This window comes from Klebsiella sp. PCX, assembly GCF_021869705.1.
Lineage (GTDB): Bacteria > Pseudomonadota > Gammaproteobacteria > Enterobacterales > Enterobacteriaceae > Klebsiella > Klebsiella quasipneumoniae.
Genome location: NZ_CP091527.1, coordinates 2,340,788 through 2,362,508, shown reverse-complemented (window position 1 = coordinate 2,362,508; position 21,721 = coordinate 2,340,788). Strand labels below are relative to the sequence as shown.

Sequence of the window (21,721 nt, the reverse complement as noted above, 5' to 3'; positions counted from 1 at the left end):
GGCACAAAAAAGGGCCGCTTGCGGCCCCGTCATGGCATGGCGACCCTGAACGACTCAGTGGATACCCAGACGCCAGGCCAGATCGATCTCTTCTTTCAGCTCCAGCGAGGAGAGCGCCATCAGGTCAGCAAACTCCAGTTCCAGCAGTTTAAGTTTTTTCAGATACTGCGCTGGAGTCATGACGGTGGTATCGCGGCGTAAGAATTCGATGGCCATCTGCGTTGGGGTTAACTCGGTATCCATAATATCCTCTGTCTGATGTAATAACCGGAACATTATATCACCTTTTACCGCTTATTTTATGAACAATCCCTGGTATCCCAGTGCATATAAAAAAGCCGTCTCACAGGAGACGGCTTATAAACAAACGTTGTAAAACAATAATGTTACATTACAGCGCTTTCAGGATCGCATCGACGCTGGCTTTGGCATCACCGAACAGCATATGGGTGTTCTCTTTAAAGAACAGCGGGTTCTGTACGCCGGCGTAACCGGTGTTCATCGAACGCTTAAAGACCACCACGTTCTGCGCTTTCCACACCTCAAGCACCGGCATGCCGGCGATCGGGCTCTTCGGATCGTCCTGCGCCGCCGGGTTGACGGTATCGTTAGCGCCGATGACCAGCACGGTGTCGGTATCGCTGAAATCATCGTTGATCTCATCCATCTCCAGCACGATGTCGTAAGGCACTTTAGCCTCCGCCAGCAGGACGTTCATATGTCCCGGTAGACGGCCGGCGACCGGGTGAATGCCAAAGCGCACCTTAATGCCGCGCGCCCGCAGCTTCTCGGTAATTTCTGCCACCGGATACTGCGCCTGGGCCACCGCCATACCATAGCCCGGGGTGATGATGACCGAGTGCGAATTTTTCAGCATCTCCGCCGTCTCTTCGGCGCTAATTTCACGGTGCTCGCCCACTTCTTCATCGCCGCCGCTGGAGGAACCATCGGTGCCGAAGCCGCCGGCGATCACGCTGATAAAGGAGCGGTTCATCGCCTTACACATAATGTAAGAGAGGATGGCGCCGGAAGAGCCCACCAGCGCGCCGGTGACGATCAGCAGGTCATTGCTCAGCATAAAGCCCGCCGCCGCCGCCGCCCAGCCCGAGTAGGAGTTGAGCATCGAGACCACCACCGGCATGTCCGCGCCGCCGATGGAGGCCACCAGGTGCCAGCCGAAGGCCAGCGCGATCGCGGTCATCACCAGCAGGCACAGGACCTGGGTGCCGGTGCTATCGGAGCGCACAAAAATCACCATCAGGATGAAGGAAACCACCAGCGCCGCCAGGTTAAGCTTATGGCGATTAGGCAGCATCAGCGGTTTGGAGGAGATCTTGCCGCGCAGTTTACCAAACGCCACTACCGAACCGGTGAAGGTCACCGCGCCGATGAAGATGCCGAGGAACACTTCGGTCAAATGGATATTGACCAGAATCTGCTCCATGCCGGTTTCATGCTGCAGGTAGCTGTTAAACCCTACCAGCACCGCCGCCAGGCCCACGAAGCTGTGCAGGATGGCCACCAGCTCCGGCATCTCGGTCATTTCGACCTTCTTCGCCAGACGAATACCGATTGCCCCACCGATCACCATCGCGAGGATAATCCAGCCGACGTTGCCGGCGTCCGGACCCAGAATAGTGGCGATCAGGGCGATGGCCATCCCGGCGATGCCGAAATAGTTGCCCTGCTGCGAGGTTTCGTGTTTCGACAGACCCGCCAGGCTGAAAATAAACAGGATTGCAGCAACAATGTATGCAGCTGTAACTAATCCACCAGACATGTGCTACCCCTTATCCTTTGCGAAACATTTTCAGCATGCGCTGAGTCACGGTAAAACCACCGAAAATATTAATGCTGGCGATCAGTACCGCGATAAAGCTCAGGAAGCTGACCCAGCCGCCGTGGCCTATCTGCAGCAACGCGCCAACCACGATAATGCCCGAAATGGCGTTCGTCACCGACATCAGCGGCGTATGCAGCGCATGGGAGACATTCCATACCACGTAGTAACCCACCACGCAGGCCAGCGCGAAGACAGTGAAATGGCCGAGGAACTCTTTAGGCGCCACGTTGGCCAGCCAGCCGAAGAGAATAATCGCCAGCGCTATCAGCGCATATTTGCGCCACGGCGACGCCGGTTTCACCTCTTCTTTCGGCGCTTCCACTTTTTTCGCCGCGGCCTGCGGCTGAGCGGAGACCTGAATCGGCGGCGCCGGCCAGGTGATTTCGCCTTCACGCACCACGGTCACACCGCGCACCACCACGTCATCGAAATCGATGACGATATTGCCGTCTTTCTCTTTGCACAGCAGCTTCAGCAGGTTCACCAGGTTGGTGCCGTAGAGCTGGGAGGACTGGGTCGGCAGACGGCCTGGCAGGTCGGTATAACCGATAATTTTCACGCCGTTGGCGGTGGTCACCACTTCGCCCGGCACGGTGTACTCGCAGTTGCCGCCGTTTTGCGAGGCGAGATCGACCACCACGCTGCCCGACTTCATGGCGTCAACCATTTCCCGGGTGATCAGCTTCGGCGCCGGCTTGCCCGGAATTAACGCCGTGGTGACGATAATATCGACCTCTTTCGCCTGGGCGGCGAACAGCGCCATTTCGGCCTGAATAAAGGCCTCGGACATCACCTTGGCATAGCCGTCGCCGCTGCCCGCTTCCTCTTTAAAATCCAGTTCGAGGAATTCGGCGCCCATACTCTGCACCTGCTCCTTCACTTCCGGACGGGTATCGAAGGCGCGAACAATCGCCCCCAGGCTGTTGGCGGCGCCAATCGCCGCCAGACCGGCCACCCCGGCGCCGATAACCATCACCTTGGCGGGCGGAACTTTGCCTGCCGCGGTAATCTGCCCGGTAAAGAAACGGCCGAATTCATGGGCCGCTTCAACGATAGCGCGGTACCCGGCGATATTGGCCATTGAGCTGAGCGCATCCAGCGACTGGGCGCGGGAGATACGCGGCACCGAATCCATCGCCATCACGTTGATATTGCGGGCCGCCAGTTTTTCCATCAGCTGCGGGTTTTGCGCCGGCCAGATAAAACTAATCAGCGTGGTTCCTGGATTCAACAGGGCAATTTCATCGTCATTCGGAGCATTGACCTTGAGGATGACATCAGACTGCCACACCTCATCGCCGGTCACGATCTCAGCCCCCGCCTGGGCGAAGGCCTCATCGTCAAAGCTGGCCAGCTTCCCAGCGCCGCTTTCTACCGCGACGCTAAAGCCGAGTTTGAGCAACTGCTCAACGGTCTTCGGCGTGGCGGCGACCCGGGTCTCCTGGGCTAGCCTTTCTTGTGGTACACCAATACGCATAGTTTTCCCTTCCATCGGTTTTTGATGATGGTTTACTTTTCTGACCAACAACGACAGGACGGCAAAATCGTCCTCGCCGTCTTTCGCTGTCTGCAAAATGAAACAGTAACAAACTTTTTATAACCTACTGAAAATAGCGATTGTGATCTACAGCGATAAAACAGAAATTTTGATTTTATTGCTTATTGTCAGCACAGATGGTTCCGGGCAGCAATATTTACCTGAATTTGCCTTTCAGGCCTGATAATCCGCTTATCCAGTGGTATAAAACGCCATTTATCGCCATTGAGATCATTGTATTAACATTACATTAACTAATAAAAGTGGTATCGATTATCGTTTTTGCTGGTCAAGCGGCTGTTTTTTCAACATATCGAAAAATGTTATCTTTCCGTGGTATACGATTCGGGCGGCAAGCAAAAAATGACGCAGACAGTCACAGCGATTAAATGCAATAATCAAACGTTTTCAGTCAACAACAACACCAGTATATGGTTTGCGCAAGGCAAAGGATTATTTTTATGAAGCTTAAAAACACCCTCCTGGCGTCTGCTCTCCTGACAACCGCCACGTTGTCTGCCCACGCAGCGACCGAGTTGACCCCGGAGCAGGCGGCTGCGCTGAAGCCCTACGATCGCGTTGTCGTCACCGGCCGGTTTAATGCCATTGGCGACGCGGTGCAAGCGGTATCGCGCAAAGCTGACAAAGACGGCGCGGCCTCATTCTATGTTGTCGACACGTCGGATTACGGCAATGGCGGCAACTGGCGCGTCACGGCTGACCTCTATAAAGACGACGCGCCGAAAGCGGATGCGCCGAAAAATCGCATCATCAATGGCGTGATGGAGCTGCCGAAAGATCAGGCCGTTGAGCTGATGCCTTACGACACCGTCACCGTCCAGGGCTTCTATCGCAGTCAGCCGGAAGTGAACGACGCCATCACCAAAGCGGCGAAAGCGAAAGGCGCCTATGCGTTCTTCATCGTCCGCCAGGTGGACGCCAACCAGGGCGGCAACCAGCGCATTACCGCGTATATCTATAAAAAAGATGCGGAGAAACGCGTTCTGCAGAGCCCGGACGCTATCCCGGCTGATTCTGAAGCCGGCCGCGCGGCGTTGGCCAAAGGCGGCGAAGCGGCGAAAAACGTCGAAATCCCGGGCGTCGCCACCACCGCGGCGGTTGGCTCCGGCACCGGTGTAGGTCGTTTCTTCGAGACCCAGTCGTCGAAAGGCGGACGTTACACTGTCACGCTGCCGGACGGCACCAAAGTTGAAGAAGTGAACAAAGTGACCGCGGCGCAAATGGTGCCGTTCGATAACATCAAGTTCACCGGCAACTATGGCAACATGACGGAAATCTCTTATCAGACGGCGAAACGCGCGGCGAAGAAAGGGGCGAAGTACTACCACATTACCCGCCAGTGGCAGGAACGCGGCGGCAACATCACCATCAGCGCCGATTTGTACAAATAATCGCTGCTGACTGGCTAAAAAGGCGGCGCATCGCCGCCTTTTCATTTTTTTTCATCCCCCGCCATTGCATGGCCCCCGGACACTCCGTAAAATCCCGCGCCTTAGCGCAATCCTCCATTTTTATGCGATTTCGCAAAATAAATATTCTGGAACAGCCATTTTCACCTCGGGAATGCAATGGAAAAGAAACTGGGCCTGAGCGCCCTGACCGCCCTGGTCCTTAGCTCAATGCTCGGCGCTGGCGTATTCAGTTTGCCGCAAAATATGGCGGCCGTGGCCAGCCCTTCCGCTCTGCTCATCGGCTGGGCGATCACCGGCGTCGGGATCCTGTTCCTCGCCTTCGCGATGCTGCTGTTGACCCGTATTCGCCCCGACCTCGACGGCGGGATCTTCACCTACGCCCGTGAAGGGTTCGGCGAGCTGATCGGCTTCTGTTCCGCGTGGGGCTACTGGCTGTGCGCGGTGATCGCCAATGTCTCCTATCTGGTGATCGTCTTTTCGGCGCTCAGTTTCTTCACCGATACCCCTGAGCTGCGCCTGTTTGGCGATGGCAACACCTGGCAGTCGATCGTCGGCGCTTCAGTTCTGCTGTGGGTAGTCCACTTTCTGGTCCTGCGTGGGGTGCAGACGGCGGCGGGGATTAACCTGGTCGCGACCCTCGCCAAGCTGTTGCCGCTGGGGGCGTTTGTCGCCCTCGCCGCCCTGGCCTTTCAGCTGGATACGTTCCGCCTCGATTTCAGCGGCGTGGCGCTGGGCGTACCGGTGTGGGAGCAGGTTAAAAACACGATGCTGATCACTCTGTGGGTGTTCATCGGCGTCGAAGGCGCGGTGGTGGTCTCCGCCCGCGCGCGTCACAAGCGCGACGTTGGGCGTGCGACGCTGCTCGCGGTGCTTTCGGCCCTCGCGGTGTATCTGTTGGTCACCCTGCTGTCGCTGGGTGTGGTGCCGCGTAGCGAACTGGCCGAAATGCGCAACCCGTCGATGGCGGGACTGATGGTCAGACTGATGGGCTCGTGGGGTGAAATTGTGATTGCCGCCGGGCTTATCGTGTCGGTGTGCGGCGCCTATCTCAGCTGGACCATCATGGCCGCCGAAGTGCCTTACCTCGCGGCCACCCACAAAGCCTTCCCGCGCCTGTTCGCCCGTCAGAACCGCAACAACGCCCCCTCCGCCTCGCTGTGGCTGACCAATATCAGCGTTCAGGCGTCGCTGGTTTTGATCTGGCTGACCGGTTCGGACTACGGCACCCTGCTGACTATTGCGTCAGAGATGATCCTCGTGCCCTATCTGCTGGTCGGCGCCTTTTTGCTGAAAATCGCCACCCGTCCGCTGCATCAAGCGGTGGGTATCGGCGCCTGCATTTATGGCTTATGGTTATTATACGCGTCGGGACCTGTGCATTTGCTGTTGTCGGTGGTACTTTACGCTCCGGGTCTTCTGGTCTTTTTGTACGCGCGGCGTACGCACCAGCACGATCGTTCGCTCAAACGCCGCGAATTGGCGCTAATTGGTTTATTGCTGGTTGCCGCTGTGCCGGCAACGTGGATGCTGGTGGGGTAAGCGGTCGCCCTGCCGCCTAAATCAAAGGAGATACCCATGGCTGAACTACAGCCCCGCCCGGTTCTGATCACAGGAGGAGGCCGCCGCATCGGCCTCGCGCTGGCGCACCATTTTCTGCAGCAACACCAGCCGGTCATCGTCAGCTATCGCACGCCCTATCCGGCGATCGATGACCTGCGCCAGGCAGGCGCTCTCTGTCTGCAGGCCGACTTCAGCAGCGATGACGGCATTCTGACCTTTGCCGAAGCGGTTAAATCGCATACCAGCGGCCTGCGGGCCATCATCCACAACGCCAGTGACTGGATGGCGGAGAAGCCGGGAGTACCGCTCAGCACGGTGATCAACCGCATGATGCAGATCCACGTCCATGCCCCCTATCTGCTCAACCACGCGCTGGAAGAACTCCTGCGCGGTCACGGCCATGCCGCCAGCGACATTATCCATATCACCGATTACGTGGTGGAGCGCGGGAGCGATAAACATATCGCCTACGCCGCCAGCAAGGCCGCGCTGGACAACATGACCCGCTCCTTCGCCCGCAAGCTGGCGCCGGAGATCAAAGTCAACGCTATAGCCCCGTCGCTGATCATGTTCAATGAAGGTGACGACGAGGCCTATCGTCAGCAGGCGCTGGATAAATCGCTGATGAAAATCGCCCCGGGCGAGAAAGAGATCAGCGACCTTATCGACTATCTGTTTACCAGCCGCTACGTGACCGGCCGGTCATACGCCGTCGACGGCGGTCGCCCTCTGCGTTAGTGGAAGCGGCTCCAGCCAACAATCAACAGCCAGGCGCACAGCCCCCAGCACCCCACTGCGCCTGCCAGCGCTAACGGCAGGCGCATGATCCCGGTGAAGTACCACAGCGACAGCAGATAGATAAAATAGGGAACGATCGACCACATGCCGAACACGATAGTGGCGCGCAGGGCTTCAATACCACGCTCGCTGGCAACAATATAGTGAGCGATGAGCGCAAAGGTGGGAAACAGCGGAATAAGCCCGGCGATGGCGTAGTTTTTGGTTTTCGCCAGCACGCCAATCAGCACCACCACCAGCGCGCCCAGCAGCCCTTTGATTAACAGCCCCATGTCCTTATGCCTTAACAATGAATCAACAAGTTAGCGCAGCATAGCGGAATTAGCGCTGTTTATAAAACAGGAATGGCGGGTAAAATAGCCGCGGTGTATGTTACTTCTTTTACTGATGTGCAATAGACATGAATAAAATCGTTTTTGTTGAGGATGATCCTGAGGTAGGAGCGCTGATCGCCGCCTATCTCGGCAAGCATGATATGGAGGTGGTGGTCGAGCCTCGCGGCGACCGCGCAGAGGAAGTGATCGCGCGGGAGAAACCGGACCTCGTGCTGCTGGACATTATGCTGCCCGGCAAGGACGGAATGACCCTCTGTCGCGATCTGCGTGGGCAATGGCAAGGGCCGATTGTTCTGCTGACCTCGCTCGACAGCGATATGAACCATATCCTCTCCCTGGAGATGGGCGCCAGCGATTATATCCTGAAGACCACACCGCCGGCGGTGCTGCTGGCGCGACTGCGTCTGCATTTGCGCCAGCATATCGCCCCGGCGGGTACAGGCGCGCCTTCGACGCTGACCCCGCACAAGACCATCTCCTTTGGCTCACTGACCATTGACCCGGTCAACCGCCAGGTGCTGCTCGGCGGAGAAAGCGTCGCCCTGTCCACCGCCGATTTCGACCTGCTGTGGGAGCTGGCCACCCACGCCGGGCAGATTATGGACCGCGACGCCTTGCTGAAAAATTTACGCGGCGTCACCTACGACGGGATGGATCGCAGCGTTGACGTCGCTATCTCGCGCCTGCGCAAAAAACTGCTCGATAACGCCACCGAACCCTACCGGATTAAGACGGTACGCAACAAAGGCTACCTCTTCGCCCCCCACGCCTGGGATAACTGAGCGGTCCGTCTGCGGCCCTGAAAGGGGCCCGTTTCAGCGCCTGTTCCCCGGCGGTAAGCGCATCGCATTTTTTCCGCCGCCTTCGCGCTGGCTGACCGCCGCCCATTTGTCATATTGAGTAAATCAATATGTTTCGCCGTACAGAAGCCCATCACATAACCCCTCAATATGATTGTGCTCAAGGACTTAGCGTTATCAGAGTGGCATAAAGCCTGAAAACACAGGACTTTTGCATGATGAAATACGTTGTACTTTTGGCACTTACTCTCTTCACGTCACTCTCTGGCTGGGCTTTTTCTCTCGACAACGCCGATATCCGGCTCCTCTGTCCACAGCGCGGGCAGATTAAGGTGCTTCTTCACCGCTATCAACATACCCAGCAATCCTGGGGAGATCACCATTTCGAAACCGGCGGCGGATACGTGCGCCAGGGGCCGCTGCTGGTGATCCCGTTTGCTAATCTTGATCAGATGATTTACCACCAGACCACCGGCGAATTTGCTTACTGGTATGCCGAAGCAGAACAGCTGGTGCGCTGTCGGCTGCTGAGCCTGGCCACCCTCTATCCGGTGGATATACCCTACTATCGCGAGTAGCGCCCAGCGGCGCGCAGAATACGCTGGCCACAATCCTGGCCTCATGCAGACGTAAGCCCGCAATGAGTGACAGCGTCACATTTTTAACAGCGTCGCTCCCCCCGGCTGGCTATTGTCAGGGGGCATAAACCCTGCTTTGATAGCGTATCGGTTATGCCCGCGCGGGCTTCGGCTCGCCCCGGTAAATCCGTGACGTTTTCGCCCTGCCCTGCAGATGGTCCGGGGCGCCGGCAGGTTTCTCTTTTTGAATATGCGGTAATGTAATGAAAAAGCTGTTCGTGCAGTTCTATCTTCTGCTCTTCGTCTGCTTTCTGGTGATGACCATGCTGGTGGGCCTGGTCTATAAATTTACCGCTGAACGCGCCGGAAGGCAGTCGCTTGACGATCTGATGAAAAGCTCACTGTATCTGATGCGCAGCGAGCTGCGGGAAATTCCGCCTCGCGACTGGAGCAAGACGCTTAAAGAGCTGGACCTTAATCTGTCGTTCGACCTGCACATCGAGCCGATGAGCAAATTTAAATTGTCGGAAAGCTCGATGCAGCACCTGCGCGCTGGGGATATTGTTGCGCTCGACGACCAGTACACCTTTATCCAGCGCATCCCCCGCAGCCACTATGTGTTATCCGTGGGCCCGGTACCCTATCTCTATTTTCTGCATGAAATGCGCCTGCTGGACGTGGCGCTGATGGCGTTTATCGCTATCTCGCTGGCCTTCCCGGTGTTTATCTGGATGCGTCCGCACTGGCAGGACATGCTGCGCATTGAGACCGCCGCCCAGCGCTTTGGCGAAGGCCACCTCAGCGAGCGTATTCATTTTGACAGCATGTCCAGCTTTGAGCGGCTCGGGGTGGCCTTTAACCAGATGGCCGACAACATTAACGCCCTCATTGCCAGCAAAAAGCAGCTGATTGACGGCATCGCCCATGAGCTCAGGACGCCTCTGGTGCGCCTGCGCTACCGTCTGGAGATGAGCGAAAACCTCACCGAGGCGGAATCGCAGGCGCTGAACCGTGATATCGGCCAACTGGAGGCGCTCATTGAAGAGCTCCTGACCTACGCCCGTCTCGACCGCCCGCAGACGGAGCTCAGCCTGACCACCCCCGATTTTCCCGCCTGGATCAGCGACCACGTCGAGGATATCCAGATGGTCAACCCGCAGCGCGAGGTCGGCCTGGCGACGCTGACCCGCGGCAACTATGGCGCGCTGGATATGCGGTTGATGGAGCGGGTGCTGGATAATCTGGTGAATAACGCCCTGCGCTACAGCAGTCAGCGGGTGGCGGTCAGCCTGACCCTGCAGGGTTCCCGCGCGTCGTTGCAGGTCGATGATGACGGCCCGGGCATTGCCCCCGAGGAGCGCGAGCGGGTGTTCGAGCCTTTTGTTCGTCTTGACCCCAGCCGCGATCGGGCGACCGGAGGCTGCGGCCTCGGCCTGGCCATCGTCCACAGTATCGCCCAGGCGATGGGGGGCGAGGTTCGTTGCGAGGCCAGTCCTCTCGGCGGCGCCCGTTTCTGCTTTAGCTGGCCGGTCTATCATCAGTTGCCCGATTTTACCTCTGCCTGAATAAAAGTTGCGCAGCGGCCGCGGGCTGGGTATGCTGTAAAAATCGAATAGTATGTTGTAACTAAGGTGAATGCGATGGCTAGCTACGACCTCGTTGAACGTCTGAATGATACCTTTCGCCAGATCGAGCTGGAGCTGCAGGCGCTGCGCCAGGCGTTAACGACCTGTCGACTGCTGGCGGGCCGGGTGTTTGAGCTGCCGGCAATCAGTAAAGATGCCGAGCATGACCCGCTGGCGAACATTACTGTCGTCCAGCACACCGGGGAGGCGGCGCTGGATCTCGCCCTGCGACACTATGGCCATCTGTTTATCCAGCAGCAATCGGAAACCCGCAGCAGCAAAGCCGCCGTCCGCCTGCCGGGTGCTATCTGCCTGCAGGTCACCGCCGCGGAACAGCAGGCGCTGCTGGCGCGCATTCAGCAGATCAACACCCTTAAGGCCACCTTCGAGAAAATCGTCACCGTCGACTCTGGCCTGCCCCCCACCGCCCGCTTTGAGTGGGTGCATCGCCATCTGCCTGGATTAATTACCCTCAGCGCCTATCGCACGCTAACGCCCCTTCTCGACCCGAGCACTATCCGCTTCGGTTGGGCCAATAAGCACGTGATCAAAAACCTGACCCGCGACCAGGTGTTGATGATGCTGGAGAAAAGCCTGCAATCGCCGCGGGCGGTGCCGCCCTGGACCCGCGAGCAGTGGCAGAGCAAACTGGAGAGGGAATATCAGGATATCGCCGCCCTGCCGCAGCGGGCGCGGCTGAAAATTAAACGGCCGGTGAAAGTACAGCCGATTGCCCGCGTCTGGTATGCCAGCGAGCAGAAACAGGTGCAGTACGCCTGCCCCAGCCCGCTGATCGCCCTGATATCCGGCAGCCAGGGGGTCAGCGTGCCGGATATGGGCGAATTGCTCAACTACGATGCCGACAACGTGCAATACCGCTACAAACCGGAGGCGCAGTCGCTGAGATTACTGATCCCTCGCCTGCACCTCTGGCTGGCTAGCGAGTAGCCAGGCTGCCGACCATCAGCTCCGGGCGCACCCAGCTGTCGAATTCGGCTTCCGTCAGGTAGCCCAGCGCCAGCGCCGAGGCCTTCAGGGTCAGCCCCTCATGGTGCGCTTTTTTGGCGATCTCCGCCGCTTTATCATAGCCGATATGGGTATTCAGCGCGGTCACCAGCATCAGCGACTCGTTGAGCAGCTGGTTGATCCGCTCGCGATTCGGCTCAATCCCCACCGCACAGTGCTCGTTAAAGCTCGCCATGCCATCCGCCAGCAGACGCACCGACTGCAGGAAGTTGTGAATGACCATCGGCCGATAGACGTTGAGCTCGAAGTTACCCGAGGCGCCGCCGATATTCACTGCCACGTCGTTACCCATCACCTGGCAGCAGACCATGGTCAGGGCTTCGCACTGCGTCGGGTTGACCTTGCCGGGCATAATCGATGACCCGGGCTCGTTTTCCGGGATGGCGATTTCCCCTATCCCGCAGCGCGGCCCGGAGGCCAGCCAGCGGACATCGTTAGCGATTTTCATCAGCGAGGCCGCCAGACCTTTCAGCGCGCCGTGGGCATGGACCAGGGCATCGACGGTGGCCAGCGCTTCGAATTTGTTCGGCGCGGTGACAAACGGCTGTCCGCTGAGCGAGGCCAGTTCGGCCGCCACCCGCACGGCATATTCCGGATGGGTATTCAGCCCGGTCCCCACCGCCGTCCCGCCCAGCGCCAGCTCGGCGAGATGCGGCTGGCTGGCGTCAAGATGCTTCAGGTTATGGTCCAGCATCGCCACCCAGCCGGAGATTTCCTGGCCTAAGGTGAGCGGCGTGGCGTCCTGCAGATGGGTGCGACCGATCTTAACGATATCCCTGAAGGCCACCGCTTTTTCGTTGAGCGTGGCCCGCAGCGCCTGCAGCGGCGGGAGCAATTTTTCCCGCAGGGCAATCAGCGCCGCGACGTGCATGGCGGTGGGGAACACATCATTCGAGCTTTGGCTTTTATTGACATCGTCATTGGGGTGGATTTTTCGCGCCATCCCCCGCTCACCGCCGAGCAGTTCACTGGCGCGGTTGGCCAGCACCTCGTTCATATTCATATTGCTCTGGGTGCCGGAACCGGTCTGCCAGATAGCCAGCGGGAACTCCTGGGGGTGTTTTCCGGCCAGCACTTCGTCAGCGGCGGCGACGATCGCCCCGGCTTTCTCCGGCGTCAGCAGGCCAAGATCCTGATTGACCTTCGCCGCCGCCCGCTTGGTCAGCGCGAGGGCATATATCAGTTCCCCGGGCATTTTTTCGGTCGAGATGCGGAAATGCTCCAGAGAACGCTGGGTCTGGGCGCCCCAGAGTTTATCGGCCGGGACGTCGATGGCGCCCATCGAGTCTTTTTCACTGCGATGCGTTGTCATTACTTTCTCCTTGGATGAAAAGTGCGTCATAGCGACAAAGCTCACCTGCTTAAAAGAGTAAGTATTGGCCAGATTGAAAAGTTGTTTTGGTGGTTCGTGCCGCGAAGCGGCATAAAAAAACCGCCCCGAAGGGCGGCCAGGTTTACTTCACGCAGCGGGCGCACTGCGACGTCTGGATCTGCTGGAAGAAGTCGTTGCCTTTATCATCGACGAGAATAAACGCCGGGAAGTCTTCCACGTCGATTTTCCAGATAGCCTCCATCCCCAGTTCCGGATACGCCACGCACTCAAGGCTGCGGATGCTCTGCTGAGCCAGTACCGCCGCCGGGCCGCCGATGCTGCCGAGGTAGAAGCCGCCGTGCTTGTGGCAGGCGTCGGTGACCTGCTGGCTGCGGTTGCCTTTCGCCAGCATGATCTTGCTCGCGCCGTGCGACTGCAGCAGATCGACGTATGAGTCCATGCGCCCTGCGGTAGTCGGGCCGAGGGAGCCGGAGGCGTAACCGTCCGGCGTCTTGGCCGGGCCGGCGTAGTAGATCGGGTGATCTTTGACGTACTGCGGCAGGGCTTCGCCATTATCAATAAGCTCTTTCAGCTTGGCGTGCGCGATATCGCGGGCCACGATAATAGTGCCGCTCAGCGACAGACGCGTGGACACCGGGTACTGCGACAGCAGCGCCAGGATCTCGCTCATCGGCTGGTTAAGATTCACTTTCACCGCTTCGCCTTCCCCGGCCTGGCGCAGATGCTCAGGGATATATTTCCCCGGATTGCTCTCCAGCTTCTCAATCCAGATGCCGTCGCGGTTGATTTTGGCTTTGATGTTGCGGTCGGCGGAACAGGAGACGCCCATCCCTACCGGGCAGGAAGCGCCGTGACGCGGCAGACGGATCACGCGGATATCGTGGGCGAAATATTTGCCGCCGAACTGCGCGCCGAGGCCGAGGTTCTGCGCTTCCAGCAGCAGTTCTTGCTCCAGTTGCACGTCGCGGAAAGCCTGCCCATGTTCGTTACCTTCGGTCGGCAGGCCATCGTAGTATTTGGTGGAGGCCAGCTTGACGGTTTTCAGCGTCGCTTCCGCCGAAGTCCCGCCGATGACAAAGGCGATATGGTACGGCGGACAAGCGGCGGTCCCCAGGGTGCGCATCTTCTCGACCAGATAGTTTTTCAGCTTCGCCGGGGTGATCAGCGCTTTGGTTTCCTGGTACAGATAGGTTTTGTTAGCCGAGCCGCCGCCCTTGGCGATGCAGAGGAATTTATACTCATCGCCATCGGTAGCATAGAGGTCAATCTGCGCCGGCAGGTTGGTGCCGGTGTTAACCTCTTTATACATATCCAGCGGGGCGTTCTGCGAATAGCGCAGGTTGTCCTGGATATAGGTGTTGTACACCCCCTGCGCCAGGGCGGCCTCATCGCCTCCGCCGGTCCAGACGCGCTGACCTTTTTTACCCATGATGATCGCGGTGCCGGTGTCCTGACAGGTGGGCAGAATGCCTTTGGCGGCGATATCGGAGTTGCGCAGGAACTGCAGGGCGACGTATTTGTCGTTTTCGCTGGCTTCCGGGTCGTTCAGGATATCCGCCACCTGCTGCTGATGCGCCGGGCGAAGCATAAAGGAGGCGTCGTGGAAGGCATGTTGCGCCAGAAGGGTCAGCGCCTGAGGGTCAACTTTTAGCACTTCCTGGCCGGCAAATTCGGCGACGGAGACGTAATCACTGCTGAGGAGATAATACTCGGTGTCATCCTTTTTGAGGGGAAAAGGATCCTGGTAAACAAACGGTTTATTCGACATTGTACTCTCACTTACTGCTTTGGCTGATTATGTTTCAGGCAGGGACTCCATGTGCCTGTAGAAAAGCGAGTCGATCAATCTTACACAATTTTTTAACAAAAACTGAGACAGGGACGACTTTTTCTTTCAGCAGTTGCTTCTCCAGCGTTTGCTGGTTTAATAGGGCGATAATTTTAATTTGATTGATACAGGGAATGAGAATGCAAAAGCTGATCAACGCCGTACAGAACTATGCCTGGGGAAGCCACACCGCCTTAACTGAACTGTATGGCATCGCCAACCCGGACAACCAGCCGATGGCAGAGCTGTGGATGGGGGCGCATCCGAAGAGCAGCTCGCAGGTCCTGACGGCCGATGGCCAGCCGCGTTCGCTGCGCGAGGTGATTGACGCGGATAAAGCCGCCCTGCTCGGCGAAAAAGTGGCGCAACGCTTCGGTGAGCTGCCGTTCCTGTTTAAAGTGCTGTGCGCCGCGCAGCCTCTCTCCATTCAGGTCCATCCTAACAAGCAGGCCTCCGAAGAGGGTTTCGCCCGCGAGAACGCCGCCGGCATCCCCCTCTCCGCCGCCGAACGTAACTACAAAGATCCGAACCACAAGCCGGAGCTGGTTTTCGCCCTGACCCCGTTCCTGGCGATGAACGCGTTTCGCGAGTTCAGCGAAATTGTCAGCCTGCTGCAGCCGGTGGCCAACGCACACCCGGCGATCGGCGCCTTCCTGCAGCAGCCGGACGCGACTCGCCTGAGCCAGCTGTTTGCCAGCCTGCTGAATATGCAGGGCGAGGAAAAAGCCCAGGCGCTGCAGGCGCTGCGCGAGGTGCTGGACCGTGAGCAGGGCGAACCGTGGCAAACCATCCGCCTGATCGCGGAATTCTATCCCGACGACAGCGGCCTCTTCTCCCCACTGCTGCTGAACGTGGTGAAGTTGAATCCTGGCGAAGCGATGTTCCTGTTTGCCGAAACGCCGCACGCTTATCTGCAAGGGGTAGCGCTGGAGGTGATGGCCAACTCGGATAACGTGCTCCGCGCCGGCCTGACGCCGAAGTACATTGATATCCCTGAGCTGGTGGCCAACGTTAAGTTCGAGGCTAAACCGGCGGGTGAGCTGCTGACCCAGCCGCAGCGCCACGGCGCGGAACTGGACTTCCCGATCCCGGTGGAAGATTTTGCCTTCTCGCTGCACGATCTCTCCACCGAGGCCAGCGATCTGGCCCAGGCGAGCGCGGCGATCGTTTTCTGCGTCGACGGCGAAGCCGTGCTGCGCAAAGGCGACCAGAGCCTGACCCTCAAGCCGGGCGAATCGGCCTTTGTGGCCGCCAATGAATCGCCGGTGCAGGTCAGCGGCCATGGCCGCGTGGCGCGCGTGTTCAATAAGCTCCAGTAAACGACTGACCTTTCAGGTCTCGCTTACTGATTATGACAACTCAGCCAGGCGGTCTCTCCGCCTGGCTTCATTTATGGACAAATGCTATGAAAAAATCGCTGGTCGCAGCAGGAATCATCGTGGCGCTGGGCGTGGTATGGACAGGCGGCGCCTGGTACACCGGTAAACAGCTGGAAGGCCGAATTGCCGATATGGTGCAGCAGGCTAACGCACAGCTACGCAGCAGCGCGCCGGAGTCAGGTCTGGAGCTGAGCTATCAGGACTACCAGCGCGGGCTGTTCAGCAGCCATCTGCAGCTGGTGGTGAAGCCCATCGCCGGTCAGGCTAACGGCTGGCTGGCCGCCGGACAGAGCGTGGTGCTTGACGAGGTGGTCGATCACGGCCCCTTCCCGCTGGCCTCGTTAAAAACCTTTAATCTGGCTCCGGCGATGGCTTCGGTCCACACCACGCTGGTGAAAAACGACGCCAGCCAGGCATTGTTCGAGATAGCCAAAGGCACTACCCCCTTCACCGTTGATACGCGCATCGCCTACAGCGGCGACAGCCAGTCGGCGATCGTTCTCAATGCCCTCGACTACGCCAAAGGGGATGAGAAAGTCACCTTCAGCGGCGGCCAGTTCCAGCTCGACGCCGACCGCGACGGCAAAAACATCAGCCTGAAGGGCCAGGCCGGCAGCGGTCAGATCGATGCCCTCAACGAATATAACCAGAAGGTGCAACTGCGCTTCGTCAACCTGACCACCGACGGCGCCACCGAGCTGGCCAGCTTCAACGAGCGTATCGGCCAGCAAAAAATGACCCTCGATAAGCTGGCCATCAGCGTCGAAGGCAAAGAGCTGGCGCTGGTTGACGGCATGGCGCTGGACGGCGGCTCGACGTTGACCAAGGACGGCAAAGGCGTGAACAGCCAGGTGAACTACACCGTCAACAGCCTTAAGCTGCAGGGTCAGGATATGGGCAGCGGCAAACTGACGCTGAAAGTGGATAACGTCGACGGTCAGGCGTGGCACCAGTTCAGCCAGCAGTACAGCGCGCAGTCTCAGGCGCTGCTGGCGAAGCCAGAGCTGGCGCAGAACCCGGAGCTGTACCAGCAGGCGCTTACCGAAACCCTGTTCAATGCGCTGCCGATCCTGCTTAAGGGCAATCCGTCGGTGACCATCTCCCCGCTGAGCTGGCGCAACGCCAAAGGCGAAAGCACCCTCAACCTCTCGGTTCTGCTGAAAGATCCGGCCCAGGTGACCGCTCCGCCGCAGACGCTGGCGGACAGCCTGGATCGCGTGGTGCAGTCCCTTGACGGCAAAGTGGTGATCCCGGTGGATATGGCGACGGAGTTTATGACTAAGATCGCCGGTCTGGAAGGCTACCAGCCAGCCGACGCCGCCAAACTCGCCGATCAGCAGGTCAAAGGCCTGGCGGCGATGGGCCAGATGTTCCGCATCACCACCATGGAAGATAATGCCATCAGCAGCAGCCTGCAGTACGCGAACGGCCAGGTGACGCTGAACGGCCAGAAAATGCCGCTGGAGGATTTTGCCGCGATGTTTGGTCTGGAAGCGCCTTCGCTACCGGACGGCGCGCCGCAGGACGGCCAGCCGCAGCAGGATGACGCCGCGCCTCAGCAGGACGACGCCGCCCCGCAGCCGTAACGTATCGGCTCAGGAGACGGCCACCGCGCGCCGTCTCCGTCATTTTCTCGTCACCAGCCGCGGGGGCATGATCTGGTTTCGCGTCTCGCCCGCGCCCTCCTCCAGCCGCCGCAGCATCGACTCCGCCAGCGTTTTGCCCATCTCGCGCGCCGGGGTAGTGACCCAGGTGAGCGGCAGGTCGTCAAGCGCGGCCTCGGGCACATCGGCGAACGCCGCCAGCGCCACCCGCTGCTCGAAGTAGCTGTCGACGCCATCTTCCCCGCTCTGCCTTCCAGCCCGCAGCAGACCGAACCACGCGCCGGTCGCCACCACGTTGTTGTAGCACACCACCGCGGTGATGGTCGGATTTTGCCCCAGCAGCGCGGTCATCGCCTCCGCCGCCTGCTTCTGGCTCGACTCGCACTCCAGCACCCATTCGCTGTGAAACGGCAGACCGTATTTCAGCAAGGTGGCGCAATAGCCGCCGACCCGCTCGGCGCGCGTTAGCGACGAGCTCTGGCCGCCAAGCCAGGCGATCCGCTGATGGCCGCGGCGGATCAGATGCTCGGTCACCAGCTGCGCCGCCTGCATGTTGTCCGGGCGGATCAGGTCGACATCGTCGAGATAGCTGGCGCGGGAAGCGAACACCAGCGGCACCCCCGCCTCCGCCGCCCGCTCGCGCAGCTCGCTGCCGCGGTCGATGGCCCCGGCGATGATCACCCCGTCCACCCCCTGCGCCGCCAGCGTATCAAACCGCTGAGCCATCTTCTCGCCGCTGCGTCCCCCCTGGGTGAGAAACACCATTTTCCCCTGCCTCTCCAGGGCATCGGTGAGGCCGGCGGTTAACTCGGCATAGAACGGTTTAGAGAGATCGCTGACGATAAGGCCAATCACCCCGCTCTGTCCGCCGCGCAGCGAGGCGGCCTGACGGTTGCGCACAAATCCCAGCTGCTCGATGGCCTGATTAACCCGCTCGCCGGTGGCGCTGGAGATGCGCCCTTTGCCGCTCAGCACCAGCGAAACGGTGCTCACGGATACGCCGGCGGCCAGTGCCACATCATTGATGGTGATCTTTTTTGCGATTGCCATAACCTGCTGGCTGACTCCCTTGCCTGTCGATAAAACGTTTTATCATTGTGCGATCTTTATAAACCTTATTATCGCTTGAATATGTGATTTTTATCGCACTAAAAAGTGGTAAAACGTTTTATCTTGCCGTGGCGTTAGTTCTTCCCGACCACTTGAGAATCAGGAACCGTGCTATGACGGCGAAAACCGCACCAAAAATCACCTTGTGGGAATTTTTCCAGCAGCTGGGAAAAACCTTTATGCTGCCCGTGGCGTTGCTCTCGTTTTGCGGGATCATGCTGGGGATCGGCAGCTCGTTAAGCAGTCACGATGTTTTGACCCTGCTGCCGTGGCTGGATATGCCGCTGCTGCAGGCCATCTTTATCTGGATGAGCAAAGTCGGCTCCTTTGCCTTCAGCTTCCTGCCGGTGATGTTCTGTATCGCCATCCCGCTGGGGCTGGCGCGGGAGAACAAAGGCGTCGCCGCCTTCGCCGGTTTTGTCGGCTACGCGGTCATGAACCTGGCGGTCAACTTCTGGCTGACGGCGAAAGGCATTCTGCCCACCACCGACGCCGCGATCCTTAAGGCCAACAATATCCAGAACATCATCGGTATTCCATCGATCGATACCGGGATCCTCGGGGCGGTTATCGCCGGGATTATCGTCTGGCTGCTGCATGAGCGCTTTCACAACATTCGCCTGCCGGACGCCCTGGCCTTCTTCGGCGGCACCCGCTTCGTGCCGATCGTCACCACCGTGGTGCTGGGTCTGGTCGGGCTGGCGATCCCGCTGGTGTGGCCGGTCTTCGCCATGGGGATCAACGCCCTCGGGAAGATGATCAATAGCGCCGGCGATTTTGGGCCGATGATCTTCGGCACCGGCGAGCGACTGCTGCTGCCGTTTGGCCTGCACCACATCCTGGTGGCGCTGATCCGCTTCACGGAAGCCGGCGGCACCCTCGACGTCTGCGGCCACAGCGTCAGCGGCGCGCTGACCATCTTCCAGGCACAGCTGAGCTGCCCGACCACCCACGGCTTCGCCGAAAGCGCCACCCGCTTCCTGTCGCAGGGTAAGATGCCAGCCTTCCTCGGCGGTCTGCCGGGCGCCGCGCTGGCGATGTACCACTGCGCCCGTCCGGAAAACCGGCATAAAATTAAAGGCCTGCTGATCTCCGGGGTGATCGCCTGCGTGGTGGGCGGCACCACCGAGCCGCTGGAGTTCCTGTTCCTGTTCGTGGCGCCGGTCCTGTATGTCATCCACGCCCTGCTGACCGGTCTCGGCTTTACCATCATGGCGGTGCTCGGCGTCACCATCGGCAACACCGACGGCAATATCATCGACTTCGTGGTGTTTGGCATCCTGCATGGTCTGGCGACCAAGTGGTATCTGGTGCCGGTGGTGGCGGCAATCTGGTTTGCGGCCTACTATGCCATCTTCCGCTTCGCCATCACCCGCTTCAATCTGAAAACGCCGGGCCGCGATATCGACACCGCCGCCAGCGTGGAGAAAGCGGTCGCTGGCACCATTGGTAAATCCGGGTATAACGTGCCGGCGATTCTGGCGGCCCTCGGCGGCGCCGACAACATTGTCTCGCTGGATAACTGCATTACCCGTCTGCGTCTGTCGGTACACGATATGAGCAAAGTGGACGCTGCCGCGCTGAAAGCCCACCGCGCCATCGGGGTGGTTCAGCTCAACCAGCATAATCTGCAGGTGGTGATTGGCCCGCAGGTGCAGTCGGTAAAAGATGAAATGGCCACGCTGATGAATACCGTTCAGGCCTGATCTCACCGGTCCCCTTCCGGCACGGAAGGGGACCCTTGCTAAGGAAGTTCCGATGTTTGATTTTTCCATACCCATCGACCGCCACGGCACCTGGTGCACGCAGTGGGACTATGTCGCCGACCGCTTTGGCGTCCCCGATCTGCTGCCGTTCACCATCTCCGATATGGATTTCGCCACCGCGCCCTGCATTCTCGACGCCGTCAGCCGGCGGCTGGCCCACGGCGTGTTCGGCTACAGCCGCTGGCAGAACGAGGCGTTTCTCGGGGCGATTGCCCACTGGTACGTCAGCCGCTTTCACAGCGTCATCGATCCGCAAACGGTGGTTTACGGACCGTCGGTTATTTATATGGTGGCGGAAACCATCCGCCAGTGGTCGCAAGAAGGCGACGGCGTCGTCGTCCATACTCCCGCCTACGATGCGTTCTATAACACTATCACCGCTAACCGCCGACAGATCGCCCCGGTGCCACTGACCCTGACGAACAATCAATGGCACTGCGATATGGCGCGCCTGGAAGCGGCGCTGGCGGAGCCGAAGAATACCCTGCTGCTGCTCTGCAGCCCGCACAACCCAACGGGGAAAGTCTGGCGCCGCGAGGAGCTCCAGACCATGGCGGCGCTGTGCCAAAAGCATGGCGTCAGGGTGATTAGCGACGAAATTCATATGGACATGACCTGGGGCGACCACCGCCATATCCCGTGGAGCGAGGTGGCTCAGGGGCCGTGGGCGCTGTTCACCTCCGGATCAAAGAGCTTCAATATTCCGGCCTTTACCGGGGCCTATGGCTTTATCCCTGAGGCAAACTGCCGCGACAGCTATCTGCAGGCGCTGAAAGCGCGCGATGGACTCTCGTCGCCCTCGGTGCCGGCGCTGCTGGCTCATATCGCCGCCTACCGCGATGGGGCGCCCTGGCTCAACGCCCTGCGCGACTACCTGCAGGAGAACCTGCGCTTTGTGGCTGATACGCTCAATCGCGCCTTTCCTGCGCTACGCTGGCAGCCGCCGGAGGCCACCTACCTGGCGTGGATCGACCTGCGCCCCCTCAACATTGACGACCGCGCACTGCAGCAGGCGCTGATCGCCGGGCAGAAGGTGGCGATTATGCCGGGATATACCTATGGACCCGAAGGCAATGGCTTTCTGCGTCTCAACGTCGGCTGTCCACGCGAGAAGCTGGAGCGCGGTGTCGCAGGGCTGATAGCCGCCCTGCGCAGCCTCAGTTGAC

18 protein-coding genes are annotated in these 21,721 nt (G+C 59.4%); 11 read left to right on the top strand and 7 right to left on the bottom strand.

Annotated features, from left to right (window positions below):
- Positions 1 to 54 precede the first annotated feature (54 nt).
- From GQR96_RS11120 to pntA, 3 genes are all read right to left on the bottom strand, one after another.
- Complete coding sequence (locus tag GQR96_RS11120; protein WP_004887037.1) at positions 55 to 243, bottom strand: YdiH family protein; 189 nt, start codon at positions 241 to 243, stop codon at positions 55 to 57.
- A 148-nt stretch (positions 244 to 391) separates the two neighbouring features.
- Entirely contained in the window at positions 392 to 1,780 is a 1,389-nt protein-coding gene (gene pntB / locus GQR96_RS11115; RefSeq protein ID WP_004887040.1) for a Re/Si-specific NAD(P)(+) transhydrogenase subunit beta, read from the bottom strand.
- A gap of 10 nt (positions 1,781 to 1,790) precedes the next feature.
- Positions 1,791 to 3,320, bottom strand: coding sequence for a Re/Si-specific NAD(P)(+) transhydrogenase subunit alpha (gene pntA / locus GQR96_RS11110; protein WP_017898698.1), 1,530 nt, complete (start codon positions 3,318 to 3,320; stop codon positions 1,791 to 1,793).
- Positions 3,321 to 3,841: 521 nt separating this feature from the next.
- Between pntA and ydgH the strand changes: the two genes are divergently transcribed.
- From ydgH to folM, 3 genes are all read left to right on the top strand, one after another.
- On the top strand, positions 3,842 to 4,792 hold the full coding sequence (gene ydgH / locus GQR96_RS11100; RefSeq protein ID WP_004887044.1) for a DUF1471 family protein YdgH: 951 nt from the start codon (positions 3,842 to 3,844) through the stop codon (positions 4,790 to 4,792).
- A 177-nt stretch (positions 4,793 to 4,969) separates the two neighbouring features.
- Positions 4,970 to 6,352 (top strand): amino acid permease, encoded by a 1,383-nt coding sequence (locus GQR96_RS11095; RefSeq protein ID WP_023318146.1) that lies wholly within the window; start codon positions 4,970 to 4,972, stop codon positions 6,350 to 6,352.
- A 36-nt stretch (positions 6,353 to 6,388) separates the two neighbouring features.
- Positions 6,389 to 7,111 carry a dihydromonapterin reductase gene (gene folM, locus GQR96_RS11090; protein ID WP_004887050.1) on the top strand — a complete coding sequence of 241 codons (723 nt, stop codon included), beginning with the start codon at positions 6,389 to 6,391 and terminating at the stop codon, positions 7,109 to 7,111.
- On the opposite strand, the gene GQR96_RS11085 is transcribed toward folM, so the two are convergent.
- On the bottom strand, positions 7,108 to 7,443 hold the full coding sequence (locus GQR96_RS11085; RefSeq protein WP_004887053.1) for a GlpM family protein: 336 nt from the start codon (positions 7,441 to 7,443) through the stop codon (positions 7,108 to 7,110). The genes folM and GQR96_RS11085 overlap by 4 nt on opposite strands.
- Before the next feature lie 128 nt (positions 7,444 to 7,571).
- Between GQR96_RS11085 and rstA the strand changes: the two genes are divergently transcribed.
- The 4 genes from rstA (at position 7,572) to tus (ending at position 11,457) form a co-directional block, all read left to right on the top strand.
- Positions 7,572 to 8,288, top strand: a complete 717-nt coding sequence (rstA, locus tag GQR96_RS11080; protein WP_017898700.1) for a two-component system response regulator RstA — start codon at positions 7,572 to 7,574, stop codon at positions 8,286 to 8,288.
- Positions 8,289 to 8,521: 233 nt separating this feature from the next.
- Entirely contained in the window at positions 8,522 to 8,884 is a 363-nt protein-coding gene (locus tag GQR96_RS11075; protein WP_004887058.1) for a hypothetical protein, read from the top strand.
- 263 nt (positions 8,885 to 9,147) lie between these two features.
- Positions 9,148 to 10,449, top strand: coding sequence for a two-component system sensor histidine kinase RstB (rstB, locus tag GQR96_RS11070; RefSeq protein WP_017898701.1), 1,302 nt, complete (start codon positions 9,148 to 9,150; stop codon positions 10,447 to 10,449).
- Positions 10,450 to 10,524: 75 nt separating this feature from the next.
- On the top strand, positions 10,525 to 11,457 hold the full coding sequence (tus, locus tag GQR96_RS11065) for a DNA replication terminus site-binding protein (RefSeq protein WP_065904130.1): 933 nt from the start codon (positions 10,525 to 10,527) through the stop codon (positions 11,455 to 11,457).
- Here tus and fumC read toward each other — a convergent pair.
- Positions 11,447 to 12,847, bottom strand: a complete 1,401-nt coding sequence (fumC, locus tag GQR96_RS11060; protein ID WP_004887066.1) for a class II fumarate hydratase — start codon at positions 12,845 to 12,847, stop codon at positions 11,447 to 11,449. The two genes, tus and fumC, sit on opposite strands and share 11 nt — an antisense overlap.
- A 142-nt stretch (positions 12,848 to 12,989) precedes the next feature.
- Positions 12,990 to 14,636, bottom strand: coding sequence for a class I fumarate hydratase FumA (fumA, locus tag GQR96_RS11055; protein ID WP_023318141.1), 1,647 nt, complete (start codon positions 14,634 to 14,636; stop codon positions 12,990 to 12,992).
- A 200-nt stretch (positions 14,637 to 14,836) separates the two neighbouring features.
- Between fumA and manA the strand changes: the two genes are divergently transcribed.
- A complete protein-coding gene (gene manA, locus GQR96_RS11050) occupies positions 14,837 to 16,015 on the top strand; it encodes a mannose-6-phosphate isomerase (protein ID WP_004204108.1) in 1,179 nt (392 codons plus the stop codon).
- Between the two features lie 86 nt (positions 16,016 to 16,101).
- The gene (locus tag GQR96_RS11045; RefSeq protein ID WP_032455952.1) at positions 16,102 to 17,661 is read left to right on the top strand and encodes a YdgA family protein; all 1,560 of its coding nucleotides are present in this window, start codon (positions 16,102 to 16,104) and stop codon (positions 17,659 to 17,661) included.
- A 39-nt stretch (positions 17,662 to 17,700) separates the two neighbouring features.
- On the opposite strand, the gene GQR96_RS11040 is transcribed toward GQR96_RS11045, so the two are convergent.
- The gene (locus GQR96_RS11040) at positions 17,701 to 18,729 is read right to left on the bottom strand and encodes a Mal regulon transcriptional regulator MalI (RefSeq protein ID WP_023318138.1); all 1,029 of its coding nucleotides are present in this window, start codon (positions 18,727 to 18,729) and stop codon (positions 17,701 to 17,703) included.
- 173 nt (positions 18,730 to 18,902) lie between these two features.
- On the opposite strand from GQR96_RS11040, the gene malX reads away from it, so the two are divergent.
- Together malX and GQR96_RS11030 are read left to right on the top strand one after the other, a co-directional pair.
- Positions 18,903 to 20,495, top strand: coding sequence for a maltose/glucose-specific PTS transporter subunit IIBC (malX, locus tag GQR96_RS11035; RefSeq protein WP_023318137.1), 1,593 nt, complete (start codon positions 18,903 to 18,905; stop codon positions 20,493 to 20,495).
- Between the two features lie 52 nt (positions 20,496 to 20,547).
- Complete coding sequence (locus tag GQR96_RS11030; protein WP_065904125.1) at positions 20,548 to 21,720, top strand: MalY/PatB family protein; 1,173 nt, start codon at positions 20,548 to 20,550, stop codon at positions 21,718 to 21,720.
- The last annotated feature ends 1 nt before the right edge of the window (position 21,721 follow it).